Genomic DNA, 22,822 nt, shown 5'->3' with positions numbered 1-22,822 from the left:
CATACGTGACGATTCAAGTTTTTCGCGGGGAAATCCTCTCGGTCGCGCGCGATCCCGCGCTTGATCCGGAGGCTGCCCTCCATCATGCCGACGGCCTGCTGGTGGTCGAGGACGGGATCATCGTCGACCGGGGCGATCATGCCGATCTTGCCGAACGTTACGCCGGGGTGCCGGTCGAGCGGATCGAGGGGCTGATCGTCCCCGGTTTCATCGATGCCCATGTCCATTATCCGCAGATGGACCGCATCGCGGCCCATGGCGAACAACTGCTCGACTGGCTCGAACGCCACATCTTTCCGGCCGAGGCTGCTTTTGCCGATCCGGGCCATGCCCATGCGGTGGCCGGGCCCTTTCTCGACGAATTGCTCCGCCACGGCACGACCAGTGCGCTGGTCTTTGCGACGGTTCATGCCCATTCGGTCGATGCCCTCTTCGAAGCGGCCCTTGCCCGCAACATGCGCATCCATGCGGGCAAGGTGCTGATGGATCTCGGCCCGCCGGACCTTTGCGACACGGCGCAGGCCGCACGCGAGGAAAGCGAGGCCCTGATCCGGGCGTGGCGCGGGCGAGGGCGGCTTGGCTATGCAGTCACGCCCCGGTTCGCGCTGACGTCTTCGGACGAGCAACTGGCGGTTGCGGGCGACTTGCTCGCACGGCACCCCGATGTGCTGCTGCACACGCATCTTTCCGAAAACGTTCGCGAATGCGCCGAAGTCGCGGCGCGCTTTCCCGAGGCGAGCGATTATCTCGATGCTTACGACCGTTTCGGCCTGGTCGGCGCCCGATCGGTCTTTGCGCACGGCATCCACTTGTCCGACCGTGAATGCGCGCGCCTTGCCGAGACCGGCGCAGGCATCGCGGTTTGCCCGTCGTCCAATCTGTTCCTGGGATCGGGGTTCTTCGATTTTGCGCGCGCCGGGGCCCATGGCGTGCGGTTGGGGCTGGGGAGCGACATTGGCGCTGGAACGTCGTTCTCGGTGCTTCATACCTCCGGCCTTGCCTATCAGGCGGGACTTGCGGGTGGTTATCGGCTCGATCCTTTCCGCGCCTTGTGGCTGGCAACCGCAGGCGGGGCAGAACTCCTGCATGTCGGGGACAAGGTCGGGGCGCTGGCGATCGGTCAGGAAGCCGATTTCGTCGTTCTCGATTCCGGGGCAACGTCCCTGCTCGCGCGGCGCACGGCGGGGGCGCCTCTTGCCGAACGCCTTTTCGCGCTGCAGGTGCTGGGCGACGACCGGGCGGTGTCACGGACTTATGTCATGGGACGCCGCGCGTGGGATCGCGACAGTGCGCGGTTCGAATTCTTTGGGGGAGCATGACGCATGGGCGTTGACCTGGATGCCTTCATCACCGGCCTGCCCAAGGCCGAACTTCATCTGCATATCGAAGGCAGTCTTGAACCCGAACTGATGTTCGCGCTGGCCGGGCGCAATGGCCTGTCGCTGCCTTATGCCGATGTCGAGGCCGTGCGTGCGGCCTATGCCTTTTCCAATCTTCAGGATTTCCTCGACATCTATTACGCCGGGGCGGCGGTGCTGTTGACCCGGCAGGATTTCCACGATCTTGCCATGGCCTATTTCGACCGGGCGGTTGCCGATGGCGTCGTCCATGCCGAAATCATGTTCGATCCGCAGACCCATACCGCGCGTGGCGTGCCGTTTGCTTTCGTCATCGAAGGGCTGCTTTCGGCGATGGCCGAGGCACAGGAACGGCATGGCATCACCAGTGCCCTCATCATGAGTTTCCTGCGCCATCTCTCCGAGGAAGAGGCTTTCGCGACGCTCGCCGAGGCCGAATCCTGGCTCGACCGGATCGCGGCCGTGGGCCTTGATTCCTCCGAAGTTGGCCATCCACCCGAAAAGTTCGCTCGGGTCTTTGCCGCTGCCGCCGCCAAGGGGTTGAAGCGCGTCGCCCATGCCGGAGAGGAAGGCCCGCCCGCCTATGTCCATGCGGCGCTCGATGTCCTTCATGTCGATCGCATCGACCACGGCAACCGCGCACTGGAAGACGCGGATCTCGTCGAGCGGCTGGTCGGGGAAGGGATGACGCTGACCGTCTGCCCGCTTTCCAACCTGAAGCTCTGTGTCGTCGATACGCTGGATCATCATCCGATCGACCGGATGCTCGCGCTCGGCCTGCATGCCACGGTCAATTCCGACGATCCTGCGTATTTCGGCGGCTATGTCGCGGACAATTATCGTGCGATTGCCCGCGCACGCGGGCTTTCGCGCGCGGACCTTGCCCAATTGGCGCGCAACAGCCTGACCGGATCGTTCCTTCCGGCCGATGCGGTTGCGGCCCATCTCGATCGACTGGAGGCTTTCGTTGCCACGCATTGACCGCCTGTTTTCCGTTGCCGCGCTGACCGTCGGACTGTTGCTCGGCACGACGGCCCATGCAGAAACGGGGCACGCTACCGCAACCCATGCCGCAGCGGCCAAGCGCAAGGTCATCATCGACGACGACGGCTTTGCCCTGATGCAGGCGATGCTGGTCGAATCCGGGGATGTCGACGTGCTCGGCCTGACCAGCGTTTCGGGCGATCTCTGGGCCAATCGCGTGACCGCCATGGATCTGCGCGGGCTCGAACTTGCGGGACGGTCGGACATTCCGGTCAGTGCGGGCGCGACGTTCCCGCTCGTCAATACCGAGGCGCAGACCGAACGCTGGGAAGCGCTTTACGGTAAGCTGACATGGAAAGGCGCGTGGATGAAGAACTGGGTCGAGCCGACCCAGCAGGCGACGCCGCCCTATTACGGCCCCAACGATCCGGTCACGCTGGCCTGGGGCGATCCCGCGCACAAGCCGACCGGGGAACTGGCGGCCAATTTCCTCATCCGCATGGTGCACAAGTATCCGGGCGAAGTGACGATCGTCGCCTGTGGTCCGATGACCAATCTGGCGCTCGCCCAACGGCTCGACCCGCAGTTTGCCTCACTGGCGAAAGAGCTGGTCTACATGGGCGGCAGCTTTAACCCCCGGCAAGTGCTCGACAATCGCTCGGCCGCTGATTTCGCGCGCGAATTCACCAATTCCCCGCGTCGTGAATTCAACATCCGCTTCGATCCCGAGGCGGCGAGCATCGTCTCTCGCGCGCCGTGGCGCCATATCACCGTCGTTCCGGCCGACCCCTCGACCGCCACGCAGCAGACGCCCGAACTCATCGAGCGGCTGGCAAAGGTCGCGAGCCCGGATCTTGCCCGGCTGATCCGCAGCCTGCCGACCGGCTTTCCGATGTGGGACGAAATCGCCGCCGCGGTTTTCCTCGACCCCACATTGGTCAAGCAGCACGAGCGGCTTTACGTCGATTACGAGACTCAGTTCGGGCCGAGTTATGGCGACACGCTGTCCTGGCGCGAGCATTATCAGCCTGGCTTGGGCGAACAGCCTGCCGATGTCATCGAAACGGTCGATGTGCCCCGGATGGAAGCCCTGATCGAACGCCTGATGGCACGCAGCCGGAAACCTTAATTTTCCAGCGAAGCGGGGAAGCCCAGTGCGGGAAACCCCGCTTCCAGTTCGCCGAGCACGATTGCTGCGGCATAGGACGGGGTGCGGGCCGATGCCGTGCACAACGCCAGCGTCATCGGGCGCAGCACGGAATCGGTAATCCGGGTGAATTGCAAAAGTCCCTGCTGGACTTCGCTGGCAACGTCGAGAGACGTCAGCACGCCGACGCCGATCCCCTGCTGCACCAGCGAAGCGATCATCTGGATATTGTCCGACGTGGCCTTGCGGTCGAGTGTGATGCCGCAGGCGCCTTCGAGAATCTCGATCTGCTGACTGACCGCAAGCGGGCGGCTGGGGACGACCACCGGCGAACCGGCGCAGACGGAAAAGCGCGCTTCACTCATGCGGCCGATCGAATGCCCGGGCGGCGTCACGAAACCCAGCACGACATCGACGAAGGACCGCACGGTCAGGTCGCGGAACGACTGCGGCTCGAACATGATGCCGAGATCAACTTCGCCATCGGCGACGAGACGGCGGACGGTATCGTTGCCTTGCACGCGCAAGCCGACAGTGATCCCGGGATAGCGTGTCTGGATCGCGTGGATGACGGCCGGGATCTGTCCCTTGGCCAGCGCATCGATGACCGCGATCTCGACATGACCGCGTTTCAACCCACGCAAGTCCTCAATCTGGGCCATGACATCGGCAAGGTTCTTTTGCCAGCGCCCCCCGGCCGCCATCAGCACTTCACCCGCCGCCGTCAGCCGCAGGCCCGTCGGCAGGCGTTCGAACAGCGGCATTCCGAGATCGGCTTCGACGTTCAGGATCTGGCGGTCGATCGCGGAGGCCGAGACATTGAGTTCGTCGGCGGCGCGCCGGATCGAACCGTGGCGGCCGACGGCAATAAAGTACCTCAGGAAACGGGAAAACGCCGGCATCGACTGCTCACATTTTTCGAACGGACTGTATAGTTCATTGCGTTTGCTCGCTCTGCGTCAACCCCTTAGCTTCGGTAAACAGGAAATTGGCAGAAGGGGGCTTCAGCAGATTTTCGTGATCCCGGCTTTCCGGCGGGGCGGTTTATCCCCTCTCCCGTCCCACCGGAAATCTGTCTATCGACCGGATATAATGGTATTCTTCTCTCGCTCCGCACTTGTCGCTGCTGCCGCTTCGCTCTCCCTCGTCTTTGCGGCACTATCCCTTGCAGCGCAGGCGGACGATTGCGCACCCGCCGGGCCGTGTTCACACCCACTGCCTGTGCGGGTCGTAATCGTCACCATGTTCGAGATCGGCAAGGACAGCGGTGATACCGCAGGCGAGTTCCAGACGTGGAAGGAACGACGCCACCTCGACACCCGCATTCCTTTCCCGCAAGGTTATCACGACCTTTTCTATAATCCCGACAGCGGGATACTCGGCATTGTTACCGGCGTCGGATCGATCCGGTCGTCGGCGGCGATCATGGCTTTGGGGCTCGATCCCCGCTTTGATCTTCGCCATGCCTATTGGCTGGTGGCCGGGATTGCCGGGATCGATCCCCAAAACGCCTCGATCGGTTCTGCCGCATGGGCGCGCTATGCGGTCGACGGCGATCTGGCGCACGAAATCGACGCGCGCGAAATTCCCTCCGACTGGCCCGACGGGCTCTTTCCCCTCGACAGCAAGGGGCCGCTTGATGGCACGTCGCGTACGCCCGACCATGGCGAGGTCTTTGCGCTCAATCCCGCTCTTGCCGACTGGGCGTTCCGGCTGACCCGCAATGTCGTGCTCGACGACAATGCCGCTGTTGCCGCCGTGCGGGCCCGTTACGTCGGTTTCCCGGCGGCGCAGCGCCCGCCGTTCGTGCTCGAAGGCGATAATCTGTCAGCGATGCGGTTCTGGCACGGCAGCTTGATGAACCGTTGGGCCAACGACTGGGTGCGCCGGTGGACCGGGGGCAAGGGTGAATTCGTGACCTCGGCCATGGAGGAAAGCGGCACCATGCAGGCGCTGGACTATCTGACCCATGCCGGGAAAGCGGACCGGGATCGCGTCATGGTCCTGCGCGCGGGCAGCAATTACACGCTGCCGCCGCCCGGAACCGATGCCGCGCACAGTCTGGCGCAGGAAAACCTCGGCTATTCGGGCCTCGGGGTGGGAATCGAAAATCTCTATCGCGTCGGATCGGTAGTGATCGACCGCCTGCTGGCCGATTGGCCCCATACCGAAAAGGAAATTCCGCGATGAATGTTCGGCAGGGGAGCGCCCAGCCAGCCGGTGCCCCGCCTCTGACGCTTGTCGTCAATGTGCGTGTCCTGGTCACCATGGACGATGCGCGTCGCGAGATTGCCGAAGGCGCGTTCGCTTTTTCCGCCGGTGAAGTGACGGCGGTCGGAACGAGCGCGGACCTGTCGCCTCTGCGTGAAGGGGCTGCATCGGTGATCGATGCGCGCGGCTGCGTGGTGACGCCCGGCCTCGTCAACACGCATCACCATTTGTACCAGACTTTGACTCGGGCCTTGCCGGGGGCGACCGATGTGTCGCTGTTCGGCTGGCTCAAGCGGCTCTATCCGATCTGGGCGCGCTATCGTCCCGAAGACGTCTTCGCCGCCACCCAGTTGGGGCTGGCGGAACTTGCCCTGTCGGGATGCACGCTCAGCTCCGATCATCTTTATCTCTTTCCCAACGGCGTCGTGCTGGAAGACACGATCGCTGCGGCCGAGGCGGTCGGCATGCGTTTCCATCCGACGCGCGGGGCGATGTCGGTCGGGGAAAGCGCAGGGGGATTGCCGCCCGATAGCCTGGTCGAGCGCGAGGAGGCGATCCTTGCCGATTGCGTCCGGGTGATCGACCGTTTTCACGATCCCCGTCCGGGCGCCATGGTCCGGGTCGGGGTGGCGCCGTGTTCGCCCTTTTCGGTCAGTGAAGGGCTGATGCGCGATGCTGCCTTGCTGGCACGGGACAAGGGCGTGATGTTGCACACCCACCTTGCCGAAGACCGTGACGATGTTGCCTACAGCCTCGAACGCTTCGGTTGCCGTCCGGGCGAATATGCCGAGCGGCTGGGGTGGACCGGCACCGATGTCTGGCATGCCCATTGCGTTCAGCTCGATGCGGCGGAAATCGCCTTGTTCGCGCGGACCGGCACGGGCATTGCCCATTGCCCCTGTTCGAATTGCCGTCTCGGTTCGGGGGTCGCGCCGGTGCGTGCGATGCTCGACGGTGGCGCTCGGGTCGGGCTGGGTGTCGACGGGTCCGCATCGAGCGATGCCGGACACATTCTCCATGAAGCGCGGCAGGCGATGCTGTTGCAACGTGTCGTCGGCGGGGCCGAGGCGATGGATACCCGCACAGCGCTGTATCTTGCCACGCGCGGGGGCGCCGAAATCCTCGGGCGGCCCGATTGTGGGCAAATTTCGGTCGGGAAACGCGCCGATTTCGCGATCTGGGACGTCGAAACGATCGCTTCGCTCGGGTCGTGGGATCCTGTCGCGGCCCTGGTTCTGGCGCCGCCCGCCGGAGTTCGCGATCTTTATGTCGAAGGCCGTGCGGTCGTGCGGGAAGGGCATCTGGCGCGTGTGAGCGGAGATACGGTTCGCCATGCGGCGCGCAAATCCCTCTCGCGCCTGATGGCCGAAAGCTGAAAGGGGCGTGCAAGGCATTGGGTTTCGCTCGTCCGCCTGCTAGGCGGCACCCATGCTGACGATTTCGGATCTTACCGTGCGCCTTGGCGGGCGCGACATCATCTCGGGCGCGAGTGCGGCCATTCCCCCGCGCGGCAAGGTCGGGCTGGTCGGGCGCAACGGCGCGGGCAAGTCGACGCTGGTCAAGACCATAATCGGCGAACTCGAACCCGATACCGGCAGCGTGGACATGCCGCGTGGATGTCGTCTGGGCTATATCGCGCAGGAAGCGCCCAACGGTAGCGCGACGCCGTTCGAGACGGTGCTTGCCGCCGATGTCGAACGGACCCGGTTGATGGCGGAGGCCGAAACCGAGACCGATCCTCACCGGCTCGGTGACATTCATGAGCGCCTGATCGCGATCGATGCTTATGCGGCGCCGTCGCGGGCGGCGCGCATTCTGGTCGGGCTCGGTTTCGATGAAACGATGCAGGGGCAGCCGCTCGATTCCTTTTCCGGTGGCTGGAAAATGCGCGTGGCATTGGCCTCGCTGCTGTTTTCCCAGCCTGACGTCCTGCTGCTCGACGAACCGTCGAACCACTTGGACCTCGAAGCGACACTGTGGCTGGAAAACTTCCTCAAGTCCTATCCGGCCACGCTGATCGTCATCAGCCACGAACGTGACCTCCTCAACAATGTGGTCGATCACATCCTGCATCTTCAGGGTGGCAAGCTGACGCTCTATCCGGGCGGCTATGACGCGTTCGAGCGCCAGCGGGCCGAACGCGCGGCACAGGCCGCTGCCTTTGCCGCCGCGCAGGAAGCGCAACGGGCAAAGCTTGCCGAATATGTCGCCCGCAACAGCGCGCGTGCCTCGACCGCCCGACAGGCGCAATCGCGCGCCAAGATGCTGGCGAAAATGCAGCCGATTGCCGCTGTCAGCGAAGACCCCAGCCTGAGCTTTGCTTTCCCCGATCCGGAAGAATTGCGTCCGCCGCTCATCACACTCGACATGGCGGCGGTCGGGTATGGCGACAAGCCGGTGCTGCGGCGGCTGAACTTGCGCATCGATCCCGATGACCGGCTCGCGCTGCTCGGTCGCAACGGCAACGGCAAGACGACGCTCGCGCGCTTGCTCGCCGCGCAACTGCCGGTGATGGAAGGGGCGATGAACACCAGCCCCAAGATGCGCATCGGCTATTTCACGCAGTATCAGGTGGAAGAGTTGTCGGGCGATGCGAGCCCCCTCGAACACATGACGCGCGCCATGCCGGGCGCCACTCCGCAGGCTGTACGCGGGCAATTGGGCCGCTTCGGATTTTCCGGGGAACGCGCCACCGCCGAAATCCGCACTTTGTCGGGGGGCGAACGCGCGCGTCTGGCGCTGGCCCTGGTGACGCGCGATGCGCCGCATCTGCTGATCCTCGACGAACCGACCAACCACCTCGACGTCGATGCGCGCGAGGCGCTGGTTCAGGCGCTCGCGACCTGGAGCGGAACGGTCATCCTGATCAGCCACGACCGGCACATGGTGGAACTGGCGGCCGACCGGCTTGTCCTTGTCGATGAAGGCACTGCGCGGCCTTTCGATGGTGCGATCGAGGATTACATCGATTTCGTGCTGGGGCGGAATCAGCCCAAGGACGAGAACTCGGCCAAGGCGAAAGGCGGGGCCAAGGCCGACCGGCGCGCCAGTGCCCAACTGCGCGAGCAATTGCGCGGGCTGAAGAAGAAAGTGACCGATGCCGAGGCCAAGATGGCCCGGCTTCAGGCCGAGATCAGCGCGTTCGATCAGGCCATGTTCGAACCGTCGAGCGCCAAGGGCGATCTTGCCAAGCTGACCATGGGCGAACTCTCGCGCCGTCGGGGCATGGCTTCGACCGCTCTTGAAGAGACCGAGGCGCTCTGGCTCGAAGCCAGCGAGGCTTACGAAACCGCGATGGAAACCGGGCAGATGCCCGGATAACCTCGGGTCAAAAGGTGAAATGGCGTCTGGGCAAGGCGTGCGAGCGACTTTATGGACCGCGTCCATGACGGCCACGGCTTCCCCATTCGCCCCCGCGCGCATCGAAATCGTCGAGGTATCCCCGCGCGACGGTCTGCAGAATGAAAAGACGCCGGTTTCGACCGCCGACAAGCTGGCCTTGATCGATCGGGCGCTGGCCGCGGGGGTGCGCCGGATCGAGGCGACCAGCTTCGTCAATCCGCGTGCCGTGCCGCAGATGGCCGATGCCGACGCGGTGGCAGCGGGCCTGCCCGAGCGGGATGACGTCACTTACATCGGTCTCGTCCTCAATCTGCGGGGCGCCGAACGGGCGCTGGCAACCGGACGCATCGACCAGCTGGGCGCGGTTGCGGTTGCAAGCGATGCTTTCGGGATCGCCAATCAGGGGATGTCGAGCGCGGATTCTGTCGCATCGGCCCGCGCGATCATCGACGCCGCCAAGGCTGCGGGAAAATCGGCGCAGGCAACGATCGCCGTCGCCTTTGGCTGTCCGTTCAGCGGCGAAGTGTCCGACGACATCGTGCTGGAAGCCGTGGCGGGACTGATCGCGGCCTCACCGTGCGAGATTGCTCTCGCCGACACCATCGGCGTTGCCGATCCCGCGCGGGTGGCGCGCCTTGTCGCGGCGACGCGTGCTCTTGCGGGCGCGATACCGGTGCGGGTGCATTTCCACAACACGCGCGGAACCGGGCTTGCCAATGTCTGGGCAGCGATCGGAGCGGGGGCCAGTGTGGTCGACGCTGCGATTGGTGGTCTTGGCGGATGTCCGTTCGCACCGGGGGCAGCGGGAAATGTCGCAACCGAGGACGTCGTCTACATGCTCGAACGGGCGGGCGTGCGCACGGGGCTCGATCTCGACGCGCTGATCGCGGCCAATCGCTGGCTGGCGCCGGTGGTGGACAAGGCCTTGCCCGCGATGGTCGCGCGCGCTCCGCACTTTCCACGCGATAAAGCGTAAGTAAGGGATTGATTGTGTGACGGAATCTTCCATTCCCCAAACCGCTTTGGGTGACTTGCGCGTCGTCGAGATGGGGCAGTTGATCGCGGGCCCTTTCTGCGGGCAGCTCTTGGGCGATATGGGCGCCGATATCATCAAGATCGAGCCGCCCGGCGCAGGTGATCCCATGCGCGAATGGGGCAGCGGCACCGACAAGGTGTGGTGGGAAGTGATCGCGCGCAACAAGCGGTCGGTCAGCGTCAATCTGCGCGTGCCCGAAGGACAGGCACTCGCCCGGCGCCTGATTGCGCAAGCCGATGTTCTGATCGAGAATTTCCGTCCCGGAACGCTCGAGAAATGGGGGCTCGGGCCCGATCGCCTGCTTGCCGAACAGCCTGGCCTCATCATCGCGCGCATGTCGGGATATGGGCAGACGGGCCCTTATGCCGATCGCGCCGGGTTCGGCGGCATCGGCGAAGCGATGGGCGGTTGGCGCTATATTGTCGGTGAGCCGGATCGTCCGCCCAGCCGCATGGGCGTGTCGATCGGCGACACATTGACCGCGACGTATGGCTGCATGGGCATTCTGGCCGCGCTGCACGTTCGCAACCGCACCGGGCAGGGGCAGGTGATCGACGCTGCGCTTTATGAAAGCGTGCTTCAGGTCATGGAATCGCTGGTGCCCGAATACGACCGTGCCGGGATCATCCGCGAACGCGCGGGATCGATTCTGAAAGGCATTGCGCCCTCGAATGTCTATCGCTGCAAGGACGGCGAATTCATGATCGGCGCGAACAAGGATTCGCTCTGGCAGCGGCTGGCCGAAGCGATGGGGCGGCCCGAGCTGGCGCAGGACCCGCGTTTTGCGACCCATGTCGCGCGCGGAACCAACCAGGCCGAGATCGACGCCTTGATCGAGGATTGGACCAGGACGCTGACCATTGCCGAAGTCGAGGCGAAAATGATCGAGGCGGCCATTCCCGCCGGGCGAGTCTATCGCGCGCCCGACATGCTGGAAGATCCGCATTTCGCCGCGCGCGAGGCGATCGTCACGGTTCCGACCGAGCGTTTCGGTGATCTGCGCATGCAGGGGACGTTCCCGAAATTCTCCGTCACACCGGGCAGCGTCCGCCGCCCGGCGCCCGCGCGTCCCGGACAGGACAATGCGCAAGTGCTGGGCGAGTTGCTGGGCCTTGGCGCTCAGGAACTCGCGGAACTGGAAAAGGCGGGGGTGATCTGACGGCACGGGATCAGGCGACCTTTTCCAGCATTCCGGCAAGCTGGATGCGTTCGTCGCTGTCGAGGCGGGATTCCATCGTGTGGTGGATGGCGGTGGAATAGGCCGGCCACATCGCTGCGCGCTGTTCGCGTCCGGCAGGGGTGAGATCGACGATCTGCCCGCGCGCATCGCCGGGGCACGGCATGATCGTGACCAGGCCTGCGCGTTCCATGCGTGAGAGCAGGCGGGACAGATTGTACTGTTCGATGCCGAGATAGGCTTGAAGATCGCGTGGGCGACCCGGGCCGCGCCGGTCGATGGCGGCGAGGATGTCGTACCATTCGAGCGGGGGAAGCCCGGCGCGCTTCAACTCGCGGCGTGCCGCGCGCATGGCGCGAGCACCTGCGTCGAGCAGGCGGTCCCAGGCAAGCAGAGTGATGGCGGCGGGCTTTGTCATGCCCATGATGATGCGTCGGGAGGGCGCAGGCAGCAATTCCGGCCGATGCCGGTGCATGCGTTAACCATTCGGCAGGAAGGCGTATCGATGCCGCGGCATGGTTCCGATCCATGTCGGTGCATCGAAAATTCATGCAGGGACATCCATTTTTGAATGCTCCTGCATGAACTTTTGATGCCGTTGCATTGGGTTATGCGCCGATGCCTTCCTCGATCTCGGTGAAAATGCGGTCGTACGCGGCCAGAATGTCACCCGTTTCAATCTGCGCGTCGAGGCGTTCGCGATCACGGCTGCGGAACCGCGCTTCGGCGCGCTTGATCGCTTCCTGGCTCATGCCCGAGCTTTCGAGCGCGCAGCGGGCAAGGGCGATGGCCGATTCCATCGTTTCGCGGATGACTTTGGTGGCGGGCGTCGGCTTCAGCTGGATCAACGCGCGGCGATCAAAGACGCGGACGTGGATGGCGGCCTTGGGAAAGGCGGCGTGGACCGCATGGATAAGATCGCTGTCGATCTGATCCCCGTCGAGGCAGAACACGATCAGTTCGGCGTCCGCGGCCCCTGCCTGACGCAGCACGTCGAGCCGGGTTCCGTCTCCGAAATAGACTTTCGCGCCAAAGGTTGCCGCCGTGTCGATCATGCCGATATCGCGATCGATCAGCGTGACGGCAATTCCCCCGGCGAGCAGCATCTGGCCCACGGCCTGTCCGAACCGGCCATACCCCACGATCAGTGCATTGGCGCAATCGCCGCTCGGACCTTCGCGCTCCTGTGCGGGGCCGGCGGGGACTTCGCGGAACCGGCGGGTCGCCTTCATCAGGAAAGGCGTCGTTGCCATCGACAGTGTGACCACCGCACCGAACAGGCTTGCGGCCTGAGGCGCGATCAGCATGGCCTGAGAGGCCTGCGCAAAGAGCACGAAGCCGAATTCGCCCCCTTGGCTGAGCAGAAGACCAAGCGCGAGGGCATTGCGCCAACCCATCCCGGCGAGTTTCCCGACCAGAAAGATGACACAGGCTTTCACCGCGATCACCAGCAGGGCCATGGCGATGACGAAAAGCGGATCGCGCTCGATGGCGGTGAGATCGAGCATCATGCCGACCGAGAGGAAGAACAGGCCGAGCAGAATCGATCGGAAAGGTTCCACATCGGCTTCGAGTTCGTGGCGATAAGGCGTGTCGGCCAGCATCACCCCGGCAATGAAGGCGCCCAGTGCACTCGAAAGCCCGAGCATTTCCATCATTGCGGCCGCAGCCAGAACAGTGAACAGCGCCGCGACCACGAACATCTCGCGCTCGGCGAGATTGCCGATCAGACGGAACAGCGGCCGAATGAGGTAGCGTCCGGCCAGGACCAGCGTCACGATCGCGCCGACGGTCTCGAGGCCCCGGATCCAGCCGGGCTCTCCACCTGCTGTCGTCGGATTGCGGCTCAAGGTCGCAATGATCGTGATCATCGGGATGATCGACAGATCCTGAAACAGCAGGATGGCAAAGGCGCGCTCGCCAAAGCGGGTCTTCATTCGCCCCGACGATTGCAGCATCGGCAGGACCTGCGCGGTCGAGGACAAGGCAAGCGGCAATCCCAGCGCAAGCGCGGCAGCCGTTGAAAAATCGGTGGTGAAGTGGAGCGCGGCGGCAAGGGCAAGGCCGCAGAGCGCCACTTGCGCAAGGCCCACGGCAAAGATGTCCTTGCGCATGCGCCACAACCGCGTGGGATCGAGTTCCAGCCCGACCAGGAACAGCAGCAGGGTGATGCCGAGTTCGGCGATCCCCATTTTCTGTTCCGCTTCGCCGACAAGGTCGAGAACCTGCGGCCCGACGACAACGCCCGCGAGCAGATAGCCCAGCGTCGCCCCGAGGCCGAGACGACGGAAAACCAGCACGAAGGCAAGCGCAAAGCCCAAAAGCAGCACGCCGTCATGAAGAAGCGGTGTGGGCTGGCTGGCGTGCAGGGTCTCTCTCCTCTGTTATGGTTTCGCGTTGTGCCGGGGCTGGATGGTTTCGTGCGGCGTTCAATCCCTTATGCGGATTTCGTGCTGCCTGATTTGTCCCTGTCGAGGGCGATCGCGTCAAGTTGACGCGCGGGTCAACCCGGCAGATTGCTTACAATATTGACATCGTTGTAGGTAGGCGCGAAGCAAGGGGACGGCTCGCCATGGCAGAGCCATGATACGGGAGAATTCGATGTCGGTTGCAGGAACCTATGAAATCGTCACCAAGACCCCGATGGGGGATCAGAAATCGGTTCTGACCATCGAGGCCAGCGGTGACAGCTTTACCGGCAGCAATGTGGGGCAGATGGGCTCGATGGATATTTCTGACGGCAAGATCGACGGAAATGTCCTCACCTGGTCGAGCCAGCTGACAGTTCCCATGCCGATGAAGCTCGATTGCAAGGCGACCGTCGATGGCGATGCCATTGCCGGGGCGGTGACGGCGGGCATGTTCGGCAGCTTTGCGCTGAGCGGCACGCGTATCGGCTGAAATACGGACCTCGCGGCAAGAGTCCCTTAACCGTAATTTCGACCTGTCATGCGGCTCGGGCTGCGCCTTTGCGCGAATCAGGGGGATTCGCGCAGGGCATGACCGGGGTTGGCATGATGACGGGGGATGCGGGCATTTCGACAAAGGGCGGATCGCGTCGTCTTGTCGGTCGGATTGCGATCGATGCGATCAAGTTTGCCTCGGTTCTTGTCGGTGCGGGCCTCCTGCTGCGTACGGGTGCTGCGGTGCAGGCTGTTTCGGCGATCAGCGGACCTCCTGTTCACGATGCGGTTCCAGCGATGCCTTCACGCCGGATTTCCATGCCGATTGTGGAGCGCATTGCGGGGCCGGTGCCTGCGCGCCTGCGGATGATCGCGAGTGGTGCGCATGTCGGTGAAAATCGGGCAGGACGGCGTCACAGGGCGTTCGGCACGGAAACAGGTGGCGCGGCTCCTGTTTTGCCCGAGGGGCAGGCGTCGCTGGCGTCCGTTCCTATCCTCGCCGGAACCACGGGGTTCGGCCATGAGGCTCCGATTGCCAGTGTTCCCGGCCTGATCGTTTCAGGGCAGGCTGTTCCCGTTCCTACCGCTCCGGCAACTGCCGGGCTGGCTGCCGCGTCGGTTGCGCCGATGGCGGGCCTGCATGCGCGAGCTGTGACCCATACCGATGTCGCCGAGGCGATGCGCCAGCCCGCGTCGGCCTGGGATTATTACGAGCCGCTGCCCAACGAGGTCGAGCCGGCGGCGGGGCGAGGGGCTCCTCCGGCGTCTTCGGCTCCGGTTGCAGGCGCGGAATCGCAGGCAGACATCGACACGGTCTTGCCCAAACCGGCCTTCTGATACGATTTGATGCAAACCTGACGGCAGAGAACGGCTTCGGCGACAATTTAGTATTTTCGTTGCGACCGCTTTGCGCGCTAGGAGAGCATGGCGGTCGTTCTCCCGTGCCGCTCTTTGGATCGTCCTTGTCGGGGATGGGCTGAAGAGCCTCGCACCCGGCGCGGCCAGTGCTCTGGCTGGTGCACGTGGGGGACGCCATCGCCGTGTTCATGGAGGTTTGCCCTGTCGAGTTTCGTCGAAGCTGAAGGCGGTGTGCGCCGATCGCGGCCGCGCTGGCTGGTCTATGTGCTGGTGATTGCCGGGCTGCTTGCTGTCGCTCTGGTTGCGCGCTGGCTGGCGACCGGAGGGGCGGCCAAGAATGCGAAGGCCGGGCGCCCGCCCGCTGCCGTTGCGGTCGCGAGCGTGGAAGTGGGCGACATGCCCGAAACGGTGAACGAGATCGGCACGGTCACACCGATCGATACCGCCACCGTCCACAGCCAGCTTTCGGGCTACGTCATGGGCATCCTGTTCAAGGAAGGCCAGATGGTGACGCAAGGACAGCCGATCGTGCAGGTCGATCAGCGGCCTTATGATCTGGCACTGGCGCAGGCTCAGGGCACTCTCGCCAAGGATTCCTCGACGCTGGTTTCGGCCAAGCTCGACCTCAAGCGGTATCAAACGCTTTCGCTGCAGGATTCGGTCGCGCGCCAGACGCTCGACACCCAGCGCGCCACCGTCGGGCAGCTCGAAGGCACGATCGCGGCCGATCGCGCGGCCGTCGGTACCGCACGCCTCAATATCCAGTACAGCACGATCAAGGCTCCGTTCACCGGCCGCATCGGTTTGAAGCAAGTGAGCGTGGGCAGTTATGTCACGCCCAGCGATACCAGCGGCGTTGCAGTCGTCACGCGTATCGATCCCATCGACGTGGTCTTTTCACTGCCCCAGGCCGACCTTGCCAGCGTCCAGCGCAAGGCGGGAACCGCGCAAGGGCTTCCGGTCACCATTCTCGATCAGGATAACAAGACTGTCCTTGCCCACGGCAAGTTTTCGACTTTCGACAACCAGATCGACACGACCACCGGCACCGTCAAGGCCAAGGCGCGGGTCGCCAATCCCGCGACTGCCGGAGCCACGGGCGAGAAAGCGCCGCTCTTGTTCCCCAACCAGTTCGTCAACGTGACGATGCTGGTCGATACGCTGCATCAGGTGACGATCGTGCCGGTTTCGGCCTTGCGTCACGGTGCGCAAGGGGACTTTGTCTTCGTCGTGCAGCCGGACAAGACCGTGAAGATCCGCGTTGTCCGCATGGGGCCGAGCGATGGCGTCCACACCGCGATCCTGTCGGGGCTGAGCAAGGGGGAAACGGTCGTTTCCGAAGGCGCGGACGGTCTCGATGACGGATCGGCCGTTCGCCTGCCCGAAGGAAAGGGCAAGGGCGGCAGCCATCGCAAGCAGGGCGGAGCCGACGCGCAGTGAGCGACAGCGAGATCGCGGGCGAAAGTCCGGCGGAAGGGGCTCTGCCGGGCGGACCGTCCCGTCCTTTCATCCTGCGACCGGTGGCGACCACGCTGCTGATGGTAGCCCTGTTGTTGGCGGGACTGATCGCCTGGGGCCAATTGCCGCTCTCGGCTCTGCCGCAAGTCGATTATCCGACGATTCAGGTCCGGACCGTCTATCCCGGCGCCAGCCCTGACGTCATTGCGCTGACCGTCACCAGTCCGCTCGAACGGCAGTTCGGGCAGATGCCGGGGCTGGCGCGGATGACGTCGAATTCCTCGTCGGGGGCATCGGTCGTCACGTTGCAGTTCACGCTCGGCGTCTCGCTCGATGTTGCCGAACAGGAAGTGCAGCAGTCGATCAATGCCGCCAACTCGCTGTTGCCGTCCGACCTGCCGACCCCGCCGGTCTATGCCAAGGTCAATCCGGCTGACGCGCCGATCATCACCATCGGCGTCAGTTCGAAGACGCGTTCGCTCGGTGAAGTCGAAGGCATTGTCGAGCGCCAGTTTTCCAACAAGATCGCGCAGGTTTCCGGTGTCGGCCTCGTCACCCTGTCGGGTGGTCAGCGTCCCGCCGTGCGGATCGTCGCCAATGTCCAGGCGCTCGCCAATCACGGGCTGAGCCTCGAGACCATTCGCAACGCGATCAGCAATGCCAATTCCAACATGGCCAAGGGCAGCTTCGACGGCGAAACCAAGAGCTGGACCATCGATGCCAACGATCAGCTCGGCAGCGCGACCGATTACCGCTCGCTGGTCGTCGCCTGGAGCAACAATGCGCCCGTTCACCTCTCCGACATTGCCAGTGTCGAGGACGGGGTCGAAAACGTGCGTACCGGCAGCTGGATGAACCGCCAGCCCGCCGTCATCATCGATGTTCAGCGTCAGCCCGGCGCCAATGTCATCTCGACAGTGGATTCGATCAAGGGGACGCTGCCCGATCTCGAGGCGCAGCTGCCTGCCGACATCAAGGTCACTGTCCTGACTGACCGGACCGAAGGCATTCGTGCCTCGGTCTCGGACGTGCAGTTCGAACTGGTGCTGGCGGTCCTGCTGGTCGTTCTGGTGATTTTCCTGTTCCTGGGATCGATGCGCGCAACGATGATCGCGGCGATCTCGGTTCCGCTCAGCCTCGTCGGGGCCTTCGCCGCAATGTGGGCGCTGGGCTTCTCGATCAACAACCTGACGCTGATGGCCTTGACGATCGCCTCGGGTTTCGTGGTCGATGATGCCATCGTCGTGATCGAGAACATCGCGCGCCATATCGAGACGGGGATGAAACCCTTCGACGCCGCGCTCAAAGGCGCAAGCGAGATCGGTTTCACGATCATCTCCCTGACCGTCAGCCTTGTCGCGGTGTTGATCCCGCTCTTGTTCATGGGCGACGTCGTCGGGCGCCTGTTCCGCGAATTCGCGATCAGCCTTGCGGTGACCATCGTCCTGTCGGCGGTGGTGGCCCTGACTGTCGTGCCGATGCTGGCTGCGCGCATGTTGCGTCCCGAGCATGAGGAACGACGCTTCGCCGTCGTCGATGGCGTGATGCATGGTTTCGACAAGCTCGCCCATGCCTATGGCCGGGCGCTCGGCTGGGTCATGCAACGCTCGCGCCTGACGCTCACGGTCTTTGCCGCGAGCCTCGTTCTGGCCGGCGTGCTGTTCTGGGTGATCCCCAAGAACCTGTTCCCGGTTCAGGATACCGGACAGATCCGTGCCACCGTCGTCGCCAGCCCCGATGTCAGCTATACCCATATGGCCGCCTTGCAGCAGCAGGTCGCGGATGCCCTGTTGCAAAGCTCGGCCGTCGCGTCGCTGTCGTCGAATGTCGGGGTCGATGGCGTCAATACCGCGCTCAATCAGGGGCGCATGGTCATCAATCTCAAGCCGATCGAGGAGCGCGCGACACAGGCAAAGGTGATTGCCGACCTGACCGAACGGGCCGCCAAAATCGCCGGGGTCCGGCTCTATTTCCAGCCGGTGCAGGACCTGACCATCGATACCGAAACCGGGCTCACGCCTTACCGGTTCGCCTTGCAGGGCGCCGATCAGGATGTCGTCGATCAATGGGCGCGGCGCCTTGCCGATCAATTGAAATCCGATGCCACGCTGGCCGACGTCAACACCGCTGGTCTGGGGCAGGGGCGGGCGGTCATCGTCGATATCGACCGCGATGCCGCCGCACGTCTGGGCATTTCCGCGCTGACTGTCGACAATGCTTTGTACGACGCTTTTGGTCAGCGCATCATTTCGACAATATATACGCAGTCGAGCCAGAACCGCGTCATCCTCTCGGCCTCGCCGAAAATGCTCGCCGATCCTTCGGCCCTCAGCCAGCTTTACATTCCCCTGCCTTCAGGGTCGCAGGTTCCGCTCGGAACCGTGGCGCGGGTACGGGAAGGCTGGGTTCCGCTCGTGCTTGCGCGGCAGAACCAGTTCCCGGCGGCCTCGATCGGTTTCGATCTGGCTTCCGGCGTTTCGCTCGGGCGCGCGGTGACGTCGATCGAGACGGCGGAAAAGGCCATTGGCCTGCCTACGTCGGTCACGACTGACTTTTCGGGGGCGGCATCGGCCTTCCGTTCGGCGCTGTCGAACGAGGCCGTGCTCGTGCTTGCTGCGATCATCGTCGTCTACATCGTGCTGGGCGTTCTTTACGAAAGCTTCGTCCATCCGGTCACCATCCTCTCGACTTTGCCCTCGGCGGGGGTCGGGGCGCTGATCGTGCTGGCGACGACGTCTTATGGGCTGGGCGTCATCGGCATCATCGGCATCGTTCTCTTGATCGGGATCGTGAAGAAAAACGCGATCATGATGATCGACTTTGCCATCGTGGCCATGCGTGAAGAGGGGCATGATCCCGAAACGGCGATCCGTGAAGCGGCGCTTTTGCGTTTTCGCCCGATCATGATGACGACGTTTGCCGCGCTTTTTGCCGCAGTCCCGATGATTTTCGGCCAGGGCATGGGTCATGAGCTACGCCAGCCGCTCGGTCTTGCCATTGCCGGGGGTCTGATCCTCAGCCAGGTGCTGACCCTGTTCACGACGCCGGTAATCTTCCTCGCCTTCGAACGCATGCGCGAACGCCGCATGGGCAAGAGCACCGGGGCGGAGCTGGCGCAGGCGTGAATATCTCGGGCCCCTTCATCCGGCGACCTGTCGGCACCATTCTCCTGACCATCGGGGTGGCGCTGGCGGGGATCGCCGCCTTTCTGAAACTGCCGGTCGCACCGCTGCCCAAGGTCGATATTCCAACGATCATGGTGCAGGCCTCGCTGCCCGGTGCGAGCCCGGCGACGATGGCGAGCACCGTCGCCAGCCCGCTCGAACGCCGACTACAGACGATCGCCGGGGTCAACGAAATCACCTCGCGCTCGACGCTCGGGCAGGCACAGGTCATCATGCAATTCGACCTGTCGCGCGACATCGACGGTGCCGCTCGCGATGTGCAGGCTGCGATCGCCGCGTCGCGCGCCGACTTGCCGAGCACGCTCAAGGCGCAGCCGACTTATCGCAAGATGAACCCGGCCGACGCGCCGATCCTCATTTTGACGCTGACCAGCGCCACGCGTAGCCCGGCGCAGATCTATGACGCAGTCTCCAACATCGTCGAACAGCGCCTGTTGCAGGTGGACGGCGTTGGCAATGTCGAATTGGGTGGGGCGGCGTTGCCGTCGGTCCGTGTCGAGATCAATCCGTTGCAGCTCGCACGCACGGGGATTGCGCTCGAAGACGTGCGCACGGCTCTGCAGTCAGCCAGCGCCAATCGTCCGCGCGGCGTCATCGAAGGGATCACGACCGGCGATTCCGGGCGCGCGTGGCAAGTCTATTCGAACGAGCCGTGGATCAAGGCCGCCGATTTCGCACCGCTGATCATCGCATGGCGCAATGGTGCGCCGGTTCATCTGTCCGATGTCGCCAAAGTCGTCGACGGCCCCGAGGACATTCGCACCATGGGGCTGTTCAATGGCAAGAAGTCGGTGCCGATCATCGTCACGCGCCAGCCCGATGCCAATATCGTCGCGACGGTCGATGCCCTCAAAGCCCAATTGCCCGCGCTTCAGGCGCAGCTTCCCGGCGATATCAAGCTGGCAGTCGCGACCGACCGCACGGTCACGATCCGCGCTTCGCTGGTCGAAGTCGAATTCACCCTGCTGATTTCGACGCTGCTGGTGGTTCTTGTCGTCAGCCTGTTCCTGCAAAGCTGGCGCGCGACGCTCATTCCGGCAGCAGCGGTGATCGTCTCACTGCTCGGCACGGTCGGGGTCATGTATCTCTCGGGCTTTCTGCTCGACAATCTCTCGCTCATGGCTCTGACCGTCGCGACCGGGTTCGTTGTCGATGACGCCATCGTTGTGGTCGAAAACATTGCACGCCATGTCGAAGAAGGGATGAAGCCTTTTCCGGCGGCCCTGCGCGGGGCCAAGGAAGTCGGTTTCACGGTTCTTTCGATTTCAGTCAGCCTGGTTGCGGTTTTCATTCCGCTCGTTTTCATGGGCGGCATTCTCGGGCGGCTCCTGCGCGAATTTGCCCTGACGATGACGACGGCGGTAGGGATCAGCCTGATCGCCTCGCTGACAGTGACACCGATGCTGGCCTCGCGCGTGCTCGTGCCCGAAGAGGACAACAAGCCTGCCGATCCCTTCAGTCGGGCGCTGTTCAATGGATCGCGACGCCTGTTTGACTGGATGCAGCGCAGCTATGCGCGGCAACTCGACTGGGCGCTCCGGCATCGTGGGCCGGTTCTCTTGCTGTTGCTTGGCGCGGTGGTGCTCAACGTCTATTGCATCGCCATTGCGCCCAAGGGGTTCCTGCCGCAGCAGGATACAGGCAGCATGATCGGCGGGCTCCGCGTCGATCAATCGCTGTCCTTCAACCAGTTGTCGGCAAAAATGACCCGGATCGAGGGCATTGTCCGCTCTGACCCGGCCGTCGATACCGTCGTTGCCTTCGCCGGTGGCGGGCGCGCGGGGTCCGGCTTCATGTTCGTGACGCTGAAGGCACGGGACCAGCGGGTTTCCGTCGATGAAGTCATTCAGCGCCTCCGCCCGCGTCTTGGGAAGGTGCGCGGGGTCAGTCTGTTCCTCAACCCGGTACAGGATCTTCAGGTCGGCGGACGCCAGACGACCAGCATGTACCAATATGTGCTGCATGCCGAAACGCCCGACCAGCTTGCCGATGCGGGCGACCGGCTCGTTCGCGCGCTCAAGGCAAAACCCAACGCAATTTCCGACGTGGACATCGACCAGCAGGATGCCGGGGCCAGCGCCTATGTGGTCGTCGATCGCGACCGTGCGAGCAGTCTGGGCGTACCGGTGACGACGATCGACAACACGCTCTACGATGCCTTTGGTCAGCGGCAGGTCGCCAATATCTATCAGGGTCTTAACCAGTATCACGTGGTGATGGAGGCGGACCCCGCCTTTGCAGGAAAACCCGAGGCGTTGCAGGGGCTCTACCTGCCGGTCGGCGGCAGCATCGCAGTGGCGCGGAGCGCGACCTCGTCCAATGCCTCGCTCGGCAACAATGCCGCCATCGGCAGCGCGGTCAGCACGTCGGCGTCCTCGCTGGTGCCGCTGTCTACCGTGGCCCATTGGGTCTCGGCCTCGACCAATGCAGCGGTCAGCCATTCGGACGGCGAACCTTCGGCAACGGTTTCCTTCAATCTCCCGGCCGGGGCCTCGCTGGGGCAGGCATCGCAAGTGATTGCCCAGACCCAGGCTGCCCTGCGCCTGCCGGCGACGGTTCACGGCGATTTCGGCGGCACGGCCAAGGTGTTCCAGCAATCGACTGCGACGATCCCGCTGTTGATCGTGGCCGCGATCTTCGCGATCTATATCGTGCTCGGCATTCTCTATGAAAGCGCGATCCACCCCTTGACGGTGCTGTCCACGCTTCCCTCGGCCGGGCTGGGGGCGATCCTTGCCCTGATCGTGACCGGCGGCGAATTCGACATCATTGCGCTTATCGGGGTCATCCTGTTGATCGGGATCGTCAAGAAGAACGCGATCCTGATCATCGACTTTGCCATCGATGCCGAACGCTCGCTCGGGATGAGCCCGTTTGATGCGATCCGCGAGGCGAGCCTTCTGCGCTTCCGACCGATCCTCATGACCACGCTTGCCGCGGCACTGGGTGCCTTGCCGCTGGCGATCGGGTTCGGAGACGGGGCCGAGCTGCGCCGTCCGCTCGGGATCGCCATTGTCGGTGGCCTGCTGGTCAGCCAGGTGCTGACGCTTCTGACCACGCCTGTCGTCTATCTCGCGCTCGACAAGTGGCGTCGTCGCTCTCCCCATGAATATCTGCTGGCCCGGCACGGGGCGGCGGATCGGGCGGAGGCGTGATCGTCATG

The 22,822-nt window shown here is 63.9% G+C and carries 16 protein-coding genes; 13 read left to right on the top strand and 3 right to left on the bottom strand.

From position 1 onward, the window contains the following. Positions 1-5 precede the first annotated feature (5 nt). From guaD to Y88_RS05425, 3 genes are read left to right on the top strand one after another with little or no spacing between them, the layout of a single operon-like run. Positions 6-1,319: a guanine deaminase gene (guaD, locus tag Y88_RS05435; RefSeq protein ID WP_008067004.1), complete on the top strand. Its 1,314-nt coding sequence runs from the start codon at positions 6-8 to the stop codon at positions 1,317-1,319. 3 nt (positions 1,320-1,322) lie between these two features. Next, positions 1,323-2,339, top strand: a complete 1,017-nt coding sequence (locus tag Y88_RS05430) for an adenosine deaminase (protein WP_008067003.1) — start codon at positions 1,323-1,325, stop codon at positions 2,337-2,339. Continuing rightward, a complete protein-coding gene (locus Y88_RS05425) occupies positions 2,326-3,471 on the top strand; it encodes a nucleoside hydrolase (RefSeq protein ID WP_008067002.1) in 1,146 nt (381 codons plus the stop codon). The genes Y88_RS05430 and Y88_RS05425 overlap by 14 nt, the downstream gene beginning before the upstream one ends. Here Y88_RS05425 and Y88_RS05420 read toward each other — a convergent pair. Next, positions 3,468-4,391, bottom strand: coding sequence for a LysR family transcriptional regulator (locus Y88_RS05420; protein ID WP_008067001.1), 924 nt, complete (start codon positions 4,389-4,391; stop codon positions 3,468-3,470). The two genes, Y88_RS05425 and Y88_RS05420, sit on opposite strands and share 4 nt — an antisense overlap. 190 nt (positions 4,392-4,581) lie before the next feature. On the opposite strand from Y88_RS05420, the gene Y88_RS05415 reads away from it, so the two are divergent. The 5 genes from Y88_RS05415 to Y88_RS05395 all read left to right on the top strand — a co-directional run bounded on the left by Y88_RS05415 (position 4,582) and on the right by Y88_RS05395 (position 11,237). After that, positions 4,582-5,679, top strand: coding sequence for a purine nucleoside permease (locus Y88_RS05415; protein WP_232280926.1), 1,098 nt, complete (start codon positions 4,582-4,584; stop codon positions 5,677-5,679). Then, positions 5,676-7,076 carry an 8-oxoguanine deaminase gene (locus Y88_RS05410; RefSeq protein WP_018075954.1) on the top strand — a complete coding sequence of 467 codons (1,401 nt, stop codon included), beginning with the start codon at positions 5,676-5,678 and terminating at the stop codon, positions 7,074-7,076. The genes Y88_RS05415 and Y88_RS05410 overlap by 4 nt, the downstream gene beginning before the upstream one ends. A gap of 52 nt (positions 7,077-7,128) precedes the next feature. Continuing rightward, positions 7,129-9,021 (top strand): ABC-F family ATP-binding cassette domain-containing protein, encoded by a 1,893-nt coding sequence (locus Y88_RS05405; RefSeq protein WP_008066997.1) that lies wholly within the window; start codon positions 7,129-7,131, stop codon positions 9,019-9,021. 64 nt (positions 9,022-9,085) lie between these two features. Continuing rightward, complete coding sequence (locus tag Y88_RS05400; RefSeq protein WP_008066996.1) at positions 9,086-10,018, top strand: hydroxymethylglutaryl-CoA lyase; 933 nt, start codon at positions 9,086-9,088, stop codon at positions 10,016-10,018. 16 nt (positions 10,019-10,034) lie between these two features. Further along, positions 10,035-11,237 (top strand): CaiB/BaiF CoA transferase family protein, encoded by a 1,203-nt coding sequence (locus Y88_RS05395; protein WP_026167019.1) that lies wholly within the window; start codon positions 10,035-10,037, stop codon positions 11,235-11,237. A gap of 10 nt (positions 11,238-11,247) precedes the next feature. Here Y88_RS05395 and Y88_RS05390 read toward each other — a convergent pair whose 3' ends face one another. Beyond that, the gene (locus tag Y88_RS05390; RefSeq protein ID WP_232280925.1) at positions 11,248-11,673 is read right to left on the bottom strand and encodes a MarR family winged helix-turn-helix transcriptional regulator; all 426 of its coding nucleotides are present in this window, start codon (positions 11,671-11,673) and stop codon (positions 11,248-11,250) included. Positions 11,674-11,863: 190 nt separating this feature from the next. Continuing rightward, entirely contained in the window at positions 11,864-13,585 is a 1,722-nt protein-coding gene (locus Y88_RS05385; RefSeq protein WP_008066991.1) for a monovalent cation:proton antiporter-2 (CPA2) family protein, read from the bottom strand. Positions 13,586-13,856: 271 nt separating this feature from the next. Here Y88_RS05385 and Y88_RS05380 point away from each other — a divergent pair, with 271 nt between their 5' ends. The 5 genes from Y88_RS05380 (at position 13,857) to Y88_RS05360 (ending at position 22,814) form a co-directional block, all read left to right on the top strand. After that, positions 13,857-14,156 (top strand): hypothetical protein, encoded by a 300-nt coding sequence (locus Y88_RS05380; protein WP_008066989.1) that lies wholly within the window; start codon positions 13,857-13,859, stop codon positions 14,154-14,156. Positions 14,157-14,254: 98 nt separating this feature from the next. Beyond that, positions 14,255-14,995 carry a hypothetical protein gene (locus Y88_RS05375; RefSeq protein ID WP_018075956.1) on the top strand — a complete coding sequence of 247 codons (741 nt, stop codon included), beginning with the start codon at positions 14,255-14,257 and terminating at the stop codon, positions 14,993-14,995. 252 nt (positions 14,996-15,247) lie between these two features. Beyond that, the gene (locus tag Y88_RS05370) at positions 15,248-16,456 is read left to right on the top strand and encodes an efflux RND transporter periplasmic adaptor subunit (RefSeq protein ID WP_008066981.1); all 1,209 of its coding nucleotides are present in this window, start codon (positions 15,248-15,250) and stop codon (positions 16,454-16,456) included. Then, positions 16,453-19,599: an efflux RND transporter permease subunit gene (locus Y88_RS05365; RefSeq protein ID WP_008066980.1), complete on the top strand. Its 3,147-nt coding sequence runs from the start codon at positions 16,453-16,455 to the stop codon at positions 19,597-19,599. Before Y88_RS05370 ends, Y88_RS05365 begins: the two co-directional genes overlap by 4 nt. Further along, positions 19,596-22,814, top strand: coding sequence for an efflux RND transporter permease subunit (locus Y88_RS05360; RefSeq protein WP_008066979.1), 3,219 nt, complete (start codon positions 19,596-19,598; stop codon positions 22,812-22,814). Before Y88_RS05365 ends, Y88_RS05360 begins: the two co-directional genes overlap by 4 nt. The last annotated feature ends 8 nt before the right edge of the window (positions 22,815-22,822 follow it).

This window comes from Novosphingobium nitrogenifigens DSM 19370 (assembly GCF_000192575.1).
In the GTDB taxonomy this organism is placed as follows: Bacteria; Pseudomonadota; Alphaproteobacteria; order Sphingomonadales; family Sphingomonadaceae; genus Novosphingobium; species Novosphingobium nitrogenifigens.
This window is presented reverse-complemented; position numbering and strand designations above follow the sequence as displayed.

What these genes read in the sequence shown, in the direction of transcription:
- Y88_RS05430 (WP_008067003.1), top strand. Translation starts at nt 1,323, where the DNA reads ATGGGCGTTGACCTGGATGCCTTCATCACCGGCCTGCCCAAGGCCGAA.
- Y88_RS05420 (WP_008067001.1), bottom strand. Translation starts at nt 4,391, where the DNA reads ATGCCGGCGTTTTCCCGTTTCCTGAGGTACTTTATTGCCGTCGGCCGC.
- Y88_RS05415 (WP_232280926.1), top strand. Translation starts at nt 4,582, where the DNA reads ATGGTATTCTTCTCTCGCTCCGCACTTGTCGCTGCTGCCGCTTCGCTC.
- Y88_RS05410 (WP_018075954.1), top strand. Translation starts at nt 5,676, where the DNA reads ATGAATGTTCGGCAGGGGAGCGCCCAGCCAGCCGGTGCCCCGCCTCTG.
- Y88_RS05405 (WP_008066997.1), top strand. Translation starts at nt 7,129, where the DNA reads ATGCTGACGATTTCGGATCTTACCGTGCGCCTTGGCGGGCGCGACATC.
- Y88_RS05400 (WP_008066996.1), top strand. Translation starts at nt 9,086, where the DNA reads ATGACGGCCACGGCTTCCCCATTCGCCCCCGCGCGCATCGAAATCGTC.
- Y88_RS05390 (WP_232280925.1), bottom strand. Translation starts at nt 11,673, where the DNA reads ATGACAAAGCCCGCCGCCATCACTCTGCTTGCCTGGGACCGCCTGCTC.
- Y88_RS05380 (WP_008066989.1), top strand. Translation starts at nt 13,857, where the DNA reads ATGTCGGTTGCAGGAACCTATGAAATCGTCACCAAGACCCCGATGGGG.
- Y88_RS05375 (WP_018075956.1), top strand. Translation starts at nt 14,255, where the DNA reads ATGACCGGGGTTGGCATGATGACGGGGGATGCGGGCATTTCGACAAAG.